Below are 11,545 nucleotides of genomic sequence, written 5' to 3' on the forward strand. Positions count from 1 at the left end.
AAAAGGGGCCGTGGATGAATTATCCACAGCCCCTTTCTTTATTTGCCGATGCAGAAGCTGGAGAAAATCCTTCCGAGCAAATCATCAGAACTGAACGCCCCGGTAATTTCACCCAGGGAATGTTGAGCCTGGCGCAAATCCTCAGCGAGCAACTCCCCAGCGCCCGCCAGGGTCAGTTGCGCGCGGCCATGTTCCAATGCCGCGCTGGCGTGGCGCAGTGCCTCCAGATGCCGGCGACGTGCGCTGAAGCTGCTCTCCGAGGTCTGCTCGTAACCCATGCACGCCTTTAGATGATCACGCAGCAGGTCGAGGCCTTCAGCGGACTTGGCGCTGAGACTGATGGTCACATGGCCGTCGTCACTGGTTTCCAGAGCAATCGCTTCACCGGTCAGATCGGACTTGTTACGGATCAGGGTGACTTTCGCCGGATCCGGTCGAGACTCAAGGAATTCTGGCCACAAGGCAAAAGGATCCAGTGCCTCCGGTGCGGTCGCATCGACCACCAGCAAAACCCGATCCGCTTCACCAATGGCTTTCAACGCCCGTTCCACACCGATCTTTTCCACATGATCATCGGTGTCACGCAGTCCTGCAGTATCGACCACATGCAACGGCATCCCGTCGATGTGGATATGTTCGCGCAGGATATCCCGCGTAGTACCGGCAATCTCGGTGACGATGGCGGCTTCGCGACCGGCCAATGCATTCAACAGGCTGGATTTTCCGGCATTCGGCCGCCCAGCGATGACGACGGTCATACCATCACGCAACAATGCGCCCTGCCCCGCTTCACGCAGCACTGTGGATAACTCATCGCGTACCTTATCGAGCATGCCCAATACATGACCGTCGGCGAGAAAGTCGATTTCCTCTTCCGGGAAGTCGATGGCGGCTTCGACGTAGATACGCAGACCGATCAGTTGCTCGGTCAAGTTATGCACACGCTGGGAAAACGCACCCTGTAATGAACGCAATGCATTGCGCGCAGCCTGTGCAGAACTGGCTTCGATCAAATCGGCGATTGCCTCGGCCTGGGCCAGATCGAGTTTGTCATTGAGGAAGGCGCGCTCGCTGAATTCACCTGGACGGGCCAGACGGCAGCCCAGTTCCAGACAACGCTTGAGCAACATGTCCAGAACGATCGGGCCGCCATGGCCCTGCAATTCCAAGACGTCTTCGCCGGTAAACGAGTTCGGACCCGGAAAATACAAAGCCAGACCTTCGTCCAGCACCTGCTGGTCGTCACTGAAAAACGGCCCGTAATGAGCGTAACGTGGTTTCAGTTCTCGGCCGCTGATGGCTATTGCCGCAACGCTGGCCAACGGCCCGGAAATACGGACGATGCCCACACCGCCGCGCCCTTGAGCGGTGGCGACAGCGGCGATGGTTTCACGGGGTGTGCTCATAAAGCGGCATCCAGACAAAAGTGGCAGATAGCAAAACGCCCCACTAGGGGGCGCTTTGAGTGGTGTTATCCACAGTGCAAGTTACGCCTCGGCTTTTTTCGTCGCCGCTTCGATCTTACGCGTGATGTACCACTGTTGTGCAATCGACAGGCAGTTGTTCACAACCCAGTACAGTACCAGGCCCGCCGGGAACCACAGGAAGAAGAAGGTGAAGATGATTGGCATCATTTTCATGACCTTCGCCTGCATCGGATCCGGAGGCGTCGGGTTCAGCTGCTGCTGGATGAACATGGTTGCGCCCATGATGATCGGCAGAATGAAGAACGGATCCTTGATCGACAGGTCAGTGATCCACAGCATGAACGGCGCCTGGCGCATTTCCACGCTTTCCAGCAGAACCCAGTACAGCGACAGGAAGACCGGCATCTGCACGAGGATCGGCAAGCAGCCGCCCAGTGGATTGATCTTCTCTTTCTTGTACAGCTCCATCATGGCCTGCGACATTTTCTGCCGGTCATCGCCATGTTGCTCTTTCAGCGCAGCCAGTTTCGGAGCCACGGCACGCATGCGCGCCATCGATTTGTAGCTGGCGGCCGACAGCGGGAAGAAAATCCCTTTGATCAGCATGGTCAGGAAGATGATCGACCATCCCCAGTTACCGACAATGGCGTGGATATGTTGCAGCAGCCAGAAGATCGGCTGGGCAATGAACCACAGAATGCCGTAGTCGACGGTCAGTTCCAGACCTGGGGACAACTCTTTCAGTACAGCCTGACTCTTCGGACCGGCGTACAGCACAGCACTGGTTTCAACTTTCGCACCCGGAGCAGCGGTCAGAGTCGGACCGGTGTAACCAATGATGTAGTTGCCTTTGCTGTCTTTACGGGTCTGGACGATGTTGTTTTCGCCCTTGGCCGGAATCCACGCGGTCACGAAGTAGTGCTGCAACCAGGCTACCCAACCACCGGTGACCGTTTCCTTGAGCTGCGCCTTGTCCATGTCCTTCATCGACACTTTCTTGTACGGCTCGGAACTTGTCCACAGGGCGGCGCCCAGGTAAGTCGCGGTGCCAGTAGCAGTGGTCGACGAAGGATCAGCGCTGGCGTCGCGCTTCAACTGGGCAAACATTGCGCCGTTCCAGGGCTGAGCGCTCTGGTTATCCACAATGTAGGAGACAGCGACGTCGTACAGGCCACGTTTCATTGTGAAACGCTTGATGTAGTTGACGCCGTCTTTGCTGAATTTCAGGTCAACGACGAGTTGATCCTGACCGTCAGCCAGTTGGTAAACCTTCTTCTCCGAGGAATAAACCGGACGACCGGCCGGGTTTGCATCCGGGCCGTTGGTACCGATCAGACCGCTTTGCGCCAGATATACACGTTCGCCGCCGTTATCGAACAGCTGGAACGGAACGTCAGGACGATCCTGACGACGTGGATACAAAGGCAGAGTCAGTTGCGCAACGTCGCCACCCTGTGGATCGATCGCCAGATCGAGCACATCGGTCTTGACCTGAATCAGATCCTTGCTGGCGGCGACCGGCGTTTCGGCAGGTGCGCTGGTATCGCTGGCGGCGCGCGGAATATCGTCACTGGCAGCATTTGTGCCAGTGGCGGTGTCCGGCAAACCGGATGTAGTCGTACTGGAAGCAACATTCTGAGTCGGCAGGGCAGCCTGGCCATAATCCTGGTTCCATTTAAGAACCATGACGTAGGACACGATTGCCAGGGCGACGATCAGGATCGTGCGTTTGATATCCATGATTACTCGGCCATCGAAGAAGAACGGGAGGTAGGGACAGGTGGAACCGGGTCATAACCACCGGGATTCCACGGATGACAGCGACCTAAACGACGAAAGGTCAGCCAGCCACCGCGCAGAAGGCCATGATTTTCAATGGCTTCATACGCGTAGCAGGAACAACTGGGGTAGAAGCGACAGTGGCTGGCCATTAAAGGACTAATGGCATAGCGATAAAACTGGATCGGAACGAGGGCCAGTTTACGCATCGGTACTGTCTACCCCTACAGTTTCGGTTTTGACTGCCGGAACGGGCTTGTTGCGTGCCAGACGCTTCCAGAGTTTGCCGAAATGCTGAATCAATTCGGGGTTTTCTACATCACCCAAACCTTTGCGCGCGACGATAACGATGTCCCAGCCGACCAGTGAATCCTGGTGCAGACGGAACGATTCGCGCATCAGACGTTTGAGGCGATTGCGCTCAACGGAGAGCTTTACGCTCTTTTTCCCGATAACCAGCCCGAGACGGGGGTGATCAAGATCGTTGTTGCGTGCAAGGAGCAGGAGATTTTTCCCCGGAACCTTGCCGGTAGGGGAGTCAAAGACTGCCTTGAAATGCCGGGGGGTAAGCAGACGCTTTTCCCGACTGAAGTCCTGACTCACCTCCAGTACCGGATTATCAAACTGCCAGACGCGCACGACCTTTGGCGCGACGACGCGACAGGACTGCGCGGCCGTTCTTGGTAGCCATGCGAGCACGGAAACCGTGGGTACGAGCGCGTTTGATAGTGCTTGGTTGGAAAGTACGTTTCATGTCGTGTTACCTGGTTCGTCCACAACGGGCCGGAATGGCCCCCGTTTTAAGAGACCGGGGATTCTAGAGAAAGCAAGCCTTCAGGTCAATTTCCAACCAGCGTTTCCTTATAAATAGATCAGGGCAGGGTTTGAGCTCGAAAGCCTGTCAGCTAGATATAGAAATAAAGAAGGGAATTATTTAAAGCTTTTCTGTAAAGCTTGTAAAAGCTAGACACGCCATCTTCTGTGGATAACTGCCATGGGGCCTTATTCTTCGGGGTGTACAGAGAATGACAACTACAGTGGAAAACCGTGTTCAGCCTGTGCTGCGCTATCGGAAAAGCTGTGTGTGAAAGGGCTTGTTATCCACAGGCTGGTTATCCACCGGGTTTAACCCCCAGTTGTCCAGTGCCCTCAGAGGCGTTTATCCACAGGGCTTATTCATGTGCCGTTGGTCGCCTTTTAATGCGTTAACGCATTGATAAATGATGGCGATGGACCTACCTGCATGTGGATAAGTGAACCGCTCGCCGCTACAATGGCCGCTTGTTTTTGCCTCACCGGCTTTCAACTTAGGGGATATCCGTGTCAGTGGAACTTTGGCAGCAGTGCGTGGAGCTTTTGCGCGAAGAGCTGCCTGCCCAACAATTCAACACCTGGATCCGTCCACTACAGGTCGAAGCCGAAGGCGACGAGTTGCGCGTCTACGCACCGAATCGTTTCGTGCTGGACTGGGTCAACGAAAAGTACCTGGGCCGCGTTCTTGAACTGCTGGATGAGCACGGCAATGGCTCGACGCCGGCGCTGTCCTTGTTAATAGGCAGCAAGCGCAGCTCGGCACCTCGTGCCGCACCCAATGCGCCGCTGGCGGCCGCGCAGGTTGCTCAGGCGCAGGCCAATAATGTGCCAGCGAGCAATCCGGCACCGACGCCAGCCCCTGCTCCGGCCAAACGTTCCACACAGAAGGCCGCTGAAGTCAGCGAAGAACCTTCCCGCGACAGCTTCGACCCGATGGCCGGCGCCGCTTCGCAGCAGGCCCCGGTTCGCGCGGAGCAGCGCACCGTGCAGGTAGAAGGTGCGCTCAAGCACACCAGTTACCTGAATCGCACGTTCACCTTCGAAAACTTCGTTGAAGGTAAATCCAACCAGCTAGCCCGTGCAGCGGCCTGGCAGGTGGCGGACAATCCCAAGCACGGCTATAACCCGCTGTTCCTTTATGGTGGCGTCGGCCTGGGTAAAACCCACTTGATGCACGCAGTGGGCAACCATCTATTAAAGAAGAATCCGAATGCCAAGGTCGTGTACCTGCATTCCGAGCGTTTCGTGGCCGACATGGTCAAAGCGCTGCAACTGAACGCCATCAACGAATTCAAGCGTTTCTACCGTTCGGTGGACGCCTTGCTGATCGACGATATTCAGTTCTTCGCCCGCAAGGAGCGTTCCCAGGAAGAGTTTTTCCACACCTTCAACGCGCTGCTTGAAGGTGGTCAGCAGGTCATTCTCACCAGTGACCGCTACCCGAAAGAAATCGAAGGCCTTGAAGAACGCCTCAAATCCCGCTTCGGCTGGGGCCTGACCGTTGCGGTCGAGCCGCCTGAGCTGGAAACCCGCGTGGCGATCCTGATGAAGAAGGCCGATCAGGCCAAAGTCGAGTTGCCCCATGACGCCGCGTTCTTCATCGCCCAGCGCATCCGCTCGAACGTTCGTGAGCTGGAAGGCGCGCTGAAACGTGTGATCGCTCACTCGCACTTCATGGGCCGCGACATCACCATCGAGCTGATTCGCGAATCCCTCAAAGACTTGCTGGCGTTGCAGGACAAACTTGTTTCTGTGGATAACATTCAGCGCACCGTCGCCGAGTATTACAAGATCAAGATTTCCGACCTGCTGTCCAAGCGCCGCTCGCGCTCGGTGGCTCGTCCGCGTCAGGTGGCCATGGCGTTGTCCAAGGAACTGACCAACCACAGCCTGCCGGAAATCGGCGATGTGTTTGGCGGCCGCGACCACACCACCGTGCTGCACGCCTGCCGCAAGATCAACGAACTTAAGGAATCCGACGCGGACATCCGCGAGGACTACAAGAACCTGCTGCGTACACTGACCACTTGATGAACACCAGCGCAGCTTATTAAGGCAAGGGACTAGACCATGCATTTCACCATTCAACGCGAAGCCCTGTTGAAACCCCTGCAACTGGTCGCAGGCGTCGTCGAGCGCCGACAGACCTTGCCGGTACTGTCCAACGTGCTGTTGGTCGTCGAAGGCCAGCAACTGTCACTGACCGGTACCGACCTGGAAGTCGAGCTGGTCGGTCGTGTGCAACTCGAAGAGCCGGCCGAAACCGGTTCCATCACCGTGCCGGCGCGCAAGCTGATGGATATCTGCAAAAGCCTGCCCAACGATGCGCTGATCGACATCAAGGTCGACGAGCAGAAGCTGGTGGTAAAGGCCGGTCGTAGCCGCTTCACCCTGTCGACCCTGCCGGCCAACGATTTCCCGACCGTCGAAGAAGGCCCGGGCTCGCTGACCTGCAGCCTGGAGCAAAGCAAACTGCGTCGTCTGATCGAACGCACCAGCTTCGCCATGGCCCAGCAGGACGTGCGTTACTACCTCAACGGCATGCTGCTGGAAGTTTCCGCTGGTGTGATCCGCGCCGTGGCCACCGACGGACACCGTCTGGCGATGTGCTCGATGCAGGCCGATATCGGTCAGCCGGATCGCCATCAGGTGATCGTGCCGCGCAAAGGTATCCTCGAACTGGCGCGTCTGCTCACCGAGCCGGATGGCAATGTCAGCATCGTCCTCGGCCAGCACCACATCCGCGCCACCACGGGCGAGTTTACTTTCACCTCGAAACTGGTCGACGGTAAATTCCCGGATTACGAGCGCGTCCTGCCGAAAGGTGGTGACAAGCTGGTACTCGGCGATCGTCAGGCGTTGCGTGAAGCGTTCAGCCGTACCGCGATTCTGTCCAACGAGAAGTACCGCGGTATCCGTCTGCAACTGGCCAGCGGTCAGTTGAAGATCCAGGCCAACAACCCGGAGCAGGAAGAAGCGGAAGAAGAAGTGGGCGTTGAATACAACGGCGGCTCGCTGGAGATCGGCTTCAACGTCAGCTACCTGCTCGACGTGCTGGGCGTGATGACCACCGAGCAGGTTCGCCTGATCCTGTCCGACTCCAACAGCAGTGCGCTGGTGCAAGAGTCCGACAATGACGATTCGGCTTACGTTGTCATGCCGATGCGTCTGTAATCAGCTGATCCTGAATGTCGTTAAGTCGTGTTTCGGTCACCGCGGTGCGCAATCTGCACCCGGTGACCTTCTCCCCCTCCCCCCGCATCAACATTCTTTACGGCGCCAACGGCAGCGGCAAAACCAGTGTTCTGGAAGCCATTCATCTGCTGGGGCTTGCCCGTTCGTTTCGCAGCACGCGGCTGTTGCCCGTGATTCAGTACGAACAGCTCGCCTGTACCGTATTCGGTCAGGTTGAGCTGGCTGAAGGCGGACACAGTGCGCTGGGGATTTCCCGCGACCGTCAGGGCGAGTTCCAGATTCGCATCGACGGCCAGAACGCCCGTAGCGCTGCGCAGCTGGCGGAGATCCTGCCGCTGCAGTTGATCAACCCGGACAGCTTCCGTCTGCTGGAAGGCGCACCGAAGATTCGCCGGCAGTTTCTCGACTGGGGCGTGTTCCACGTCGAACCGCGTTTCATGGCCACTTGGCAGCGTTTGCAGAAGGCGCTGCGCCAGAGAAACTCCTGGCTGCGGCATGGTACACTTGACGCCGTTTCGCAAGCGGTTTGGGACAGGGAACTGTGCCAGGCCAGCGCTGAAATCGATGAATACCGCCGCGCTTACATCACAGCCTTGAAACCGGTCTTCGAACAGACCTTGAGCGAACTGGTTGAGCTCGAGGGTTTGACGCTCAGCTATTACCGAGGCTGGGACAAGGACCGCGAATTGAGCGCCGTACTCGCCGCTTCCGTACAACGGGACCAGCAGATGGGGCACACCCAGGCCGGACCGCAACGAGCTGATTTGCGTCTCAGATTGGGCGCACACAATGCCGCGGACATTTTGTCCCGGGGTCAGCAGAAGTTGGTGGTGTGTGCACTGCGGATTGCCCAAGGGCACCTGGTCAGCCAGGCCCGTCGCGGACAGTGTATTTATCTGGTGGATGACTTGCCGTCCGAGCTGGACGAGAGCCACCGTCGCGCGCTATGCCGCTTGCTGGAAGACTTACGCTGCCAGGTGTTTATCACCTGTGTAGATCACGAATTACTGAGGGAAGGCTGGCAGACGGAAACGCCAGTCGCTTTGTTCCACGTGGAACAGGGCCGTATCACCCAGACCCACGACCATCGGGAGTGAAGGCATTGAGCGAAGAAAATACGTACGACTCAACGAGCATTAAAGTGCTGAAAGGCCTGGATGCCGTACGCAAACGTCCCGGTATGTACATTGGTGACACCGACGATGGCAGCGGTCTGCACCACATGGTGTTCGAGGTGGTCGACAACTCGATCGACGAAGCCCTCGCCGGCCATTGCGACGACATCAGCATCATCATTCACCCGGACGAATCCATCACCGTTAAAGACAACGGTCGTGGCATCCCGGTAGACGTGCATAAAGAGGAAGGCGTTTCCGCCGCAGAGGTCATCATGACCGTCCTCCACGCTGGCGGTAAGTTCGACGACAACTCCTACAAAGTATCCGGCGGTCTGCACGGCGTAGGTGTGTCGGTGGTGAACGCGCTGTCCGAAGAACTGGTCCTTACCGTTCGCCGCAGTGGCAAGATCTGGGAACAGACCTACGTCCACGGCGTGCCTCAGGCACCGATGGCCATCGTTGGCGACAGCGAAACCACCGGTACCCAGATCCACTTCAAGGCTTCCAGCGAAACCTTCAAGAACATTCACTTCAGCTGGGACATCCTCGCCAAGCGCATTCGTGAACTGTCCTTCCTCAACTCCGGTGTCGGCATCGTCCTCAAGGACGAGCGCAGCGGCAAGGAAGAGCTGTTCAAGTACGAAGGCGGCCTGCGTGCGTTCGTTGAATACCTGAACACCAACAAGACTGCGGTCAATCAGGTGTTCCACTTCAACATCCAGCGTGAAGACGGCATCGGCGTGGAAATCGCCCTGCAATGGAACGACAGCTTCAACGAGAACCTGTTGTGCTTCACCAACAACATTCCGCAGCGCGACGGCGGCACTCACCTGGTGGGCTTCCGCTCGGCACTGACGCGTAACCTGAACAACTACATCGAGCAGGAAGGTCTGGCGAAGAAGCACAAAGTCGCCACCACCGGTGACGACGCTCGTGAAGGCCTGACCGCGATCATCTCGGTGAAAGTGCCGGATCCGAAGTTCAGCTCGCAGACCAAAGACAAGCTGGTGTCTTCCGAAGTGAAGACTGCGGTGGAACAGGAGATGGGCAAATACTTCTCCGACTTCCTCCTGGAGAACCCGAACGAAGCCAAGCTGGTGGTCGGCAAGATGATCGACGCCGCCCGTGCCCGTGAAGCTGCGCGCAAGGCCCGTGAAATGACCCGCCGCAAAGGCGCGCTGGACATCGCCGGCCTGCCGGGCAAGCTCGCTGACTGCCAGGAAAAAGACCCGGCGCTGTCCGAACTGTACCTGGTGGAAGGTGACTCCGCGGGCGGTTCTGCGAAGCAGGGACGTAACCGCAAGACCCAGGCGATCCTGCCGTTGAAGGGCAAGATCCTCAACGTCGAGAAGGCGCGTTTCGACAAGATGATCTCGTCCCAGGAAGTGGGCACGCTGATCACCGCTCTGGGCTGTGGCATCGGTCGCGAAGAGTACAACATCGACAAGCTGCGCTATCACAACATCATCATCATGACCGATGCTGACGTCGACGGTTCGCACATCCGTACCCTGCTGCTGACCTTCTTCTTCCGTCAGCTGCCGGAGCTGATCGAGCGTGGCTACATCTACATCGCCCAGCCACCGCTGTACAAAGTCAAAAAAGGCAAGCAAGAGCAATACATCAAAGACGACGACGCCATGGAAGAGTACATGACGCAGTCGGCCCTGGAAGATGCAAGCCTGCACCTGAACGAAGAAGCCCCGGGCATTTCCGGCGAAGCGCTGGAACGTCTGGTGAACGACTTCCGCATGGTGATGAAGACCCTCAAGCGTCTGTCGCGTCTGTACCCTCAGGAGCTGACCGAGCACTTCATCTATCTGCCGGCCGTCAGTCTGGAAACCCTGGGCGACCACGCGGCGATGCAAGAGTGGCTGGCGCAGTATGAAGTCCGTCTGCGTACCAACGAGAAGTCGGGCCTGGTCTACAAGGCCAGCCTGCGTGAGGATCGCGAGCGTGGCGTCTGGCTGCCAGAGGTCGAACTGATCTCCCACGGCCTGTCGAATTACGTCACCTTCAACCGCGACTTCTTCGGCAGCAACGACTACAAAACCGTGGTCACCCTGGGCGCGCAATTGAGCACCCTGCTCGACGAAGGCGCGTACATCCAGCGTGGCGAGCGCAAGAAAGCCGTTACCGAGTTCAAGGAAGCCCTCGACTGGCTGATGGCCGAAAGCACCAAGCGCCACACCATCCAGCGCTACAAAGGTCTGGGCGAAATGAACCCGGATCAGCTGTGGGAAACCACCATGGACCCAAGCGTGCGCCGCATGCTGAAAGTCACCATCGAAGACGCCATCGGTGCAGACCAGATCTTCAACACCCTGATGGGTGATGCGGTCGAACCTCGCCGAGACTTCATCGAGAGCAACGCATTGGCGGTTTCCAACCTGGATTTCTGATCCTGTTTGCTATCCGCTCATGAAAAACCCCGGCCAATGCCGGGGTTTTTTTTGCCTCACTCATTCCCAGTGCCGACACTCTCCAACCGATACCCATACCCATAAATTGTCAGCAACTGCCAACCCCGATCCGCTGTCAGCCCGAGCTTGTTGCGCAATCGGTAGATATGCGTATCCAACGGCCGCGAGGAAGTCGTCTCTTCGTTCGGCCAGAAGCGCTCGTACAGATAATCCCGCGACAATGGTCGACCCAGATTGCTGAACAGGCAGCGCGCCAAGCGGTATTCGCGTTCGGTCATGAGGATCGGTTTGCCTTCACGGGTGACGGTCAGTTCGGCGTCGTCGAAAGTCAGATCGTGAAACGTCTGTATTTCGCCCGCCGCGCTGCGCGGTTGGCTATGCCGACGCAATACCGCTGCCACCCTCGCCTTCAACTCATTGGGGCGAAACGGCTTGCTGACATAATCGTCGGCCCCGGCATTCAAGGCTTGAACGATATCGCTCTCGCCATCGCGGCTGGTGAGCATGATTGCAGCGGGTGGCGCGTCCATGTGTTCGCGGGTCCAGCGCAGCAGTGCCAGACCCGTGAGATCAGGAAGTTGCCAATCGAGAATCAACAGGTCGAAGGTTTCCCGGCGCAACTGGCGCAACAAGTCTTCGCCGCGCTCGAAGCTGTGCAGTGACCACGGCTGCTCGCCAGCTTCGGCCATTTGCTCCAGGGTTTGCTCGACCCGGCGCAGTTCGGCGGGTTCGTCGTCCAGAATGGCAACGCGCATCGGCGGTGTTCCTTGTCGCTGGGGCTGGGATGTCG

The 11,545-nt window shown here is 57.8% G+C and carries 10 protein-coding genes; 4 read left to right on the forward strand and 6 right to left on the reverse strand.

Annotated features, from left to right (window positions below; genetic code table 11):
* Positions 1-38: 38 nt before the first annotated feature.
* The 5 genes from mnmE to rpmH form a co-directional block, all read right to left on the reverse strand.
* Positions 39-1,406 carry a tRNA uridine-5-carboxymethylaminomethyl(34) synthesis GTPase MnmE gene (gene mnmE / locus AB9L16_RS26245; RefSeq protein ID WP_252877171.1) on the reverse strand — a complete coding sequence of 456 codons (1,368 nt, stop codon included), beginning with the start codon at positions 1,404-1,406 and terminating at the stop codon, positions 39-41.
* Between the two features lie 81 nt (positions 1,407-1,487).
* Positions 1,488-3,167, reverse strand: coding sequence for a membrane protein insertase YidC (gene yidC, locus AB9L16_RS26250; RefSeq protein WP_041476523.1), 1,680 nt, complete (start codon positions 3,165-3,167; stop codon positions 1,488-1,490).
* A gap of 2 nt (positions 3,168-3,169) precedes the next feature.
* Entirely contained in the window at positions 3,170-3,415 is a 246-nt protein-coding gene (yidD, locus tag AB9L16_RS26255) for a membrane protein insertion efficiency factor YidD (protein WP_027901580.1), read from the reverse strand.
* Positions 3,408-3,809 (reverse strand): ribonuclease P protein component, encoded by a 402-nt coding sequence (gene rnpA, locus AB9L16_RS26260; protein ID WP_024014946.1) that lies wholly within the window; start codon positions 3,807-3,809, stop codon positions 3,408-3,410. The genes yidD and rnpA overlap by 8 nt, the downstream gene beginning before the upstream one ends.
* A gap of 16 nt (positions 3,810-3,825) precedes the next feature.
* Entirely contained in the window at positions 3,826-3,960 is a 135-nt protein-coding gene (gene rpmH, locus AB9L16_RS26265) for a 50S ribosomal protein L34 (RefSeq protein ID WP_003213577.1), read from the reverse strand.
* A 566-nt stretch (positions 3,961-4,526) separates the two neighbouring features.
* Here rpmH and dnaA point away from each other — a divergent pair.
* The 4 genes from dnaA to gyrB are packed head-to-tail and all read left to right on the forward strand — an operon-like array spanning position 4,527 to position 10,734.
* Positions 4,527-6,050, forward strand: coding sequence for a chromosomal replication initiator protein DnaA (gene dnaA, locus AB9L16_RS26270; protein WP_024014947.1), 1,524 nt, complete (start codon positions 4,527-4,529; stop codon positions 6,048-6,050).
* 39 nt (positions 6,051-6,089) lie between these two features.
* Positions 6,090-7,193: a DNA polymerase III subunit beta gene (gene dnaN / locus AB9L16_RS26275; RefSeq protein WP_016772390.1), complete on the forward strand. Its 1,104-nt coding sequence runs from the start codon at positions 6,090-6,092 to the stop codon at positions 7,191-7,193.
* Between the two features lie 14 nt (positions 7,194-7,207).
* Positions 7,208-8,311 (forward strand): DNA replication/repair protein RecF, encoded by a 1,104-nt coding sequence (gene recF / locus AB9L16_RS26280; RefSeq protein ID WP_056791117.1) that lies wholly within the window; start codon positions 7,208-7,210, stop codon positions 8,309-8,311.
* 5 nt (positions 8,312-8,316) lie between these two features.
* Entirely contained in the window at positions 8,317-10,734 is a 2,418-nt protein-coding gene (gene gyrB / locus AB9L16_RS26285) for a DNA topoisomerase (ATP-hydrolyzing) subunit B (protein ID WP_024014948.1), read from the forward strand.
* 56 nt (positions 10,735-10,790) lie between these two features.
* On the opposite strand, the gene AB9L16_RS26290 is transcribed toward gyrB, so the two are convergent.
* The gene (locus AB9L16_RS26290; RefSeq protein WP_073470814.1) at positions 10,791-11,510 is read right to left on the reverse strand and encodes a response regulator transcription factor; all 720 of its coding nucleotides are present in this window, start codon (positions 11,508-11,510) and stop codon (positions 10,791-10,793) included.
* Between the last annotated feature and the right edge of the window lie 35 nt (positions 11,511-11,545).

This window comes from Pseudomonas sp. LW8, assembly GCF_041956865.1.
GTDB lineage: Bacteria > Pseudomonadota > Gammaproteobacteria > Pseudomonadales > Pseudomonadaceae > Aquipseudomonas > Aquipseudomonas siliginis.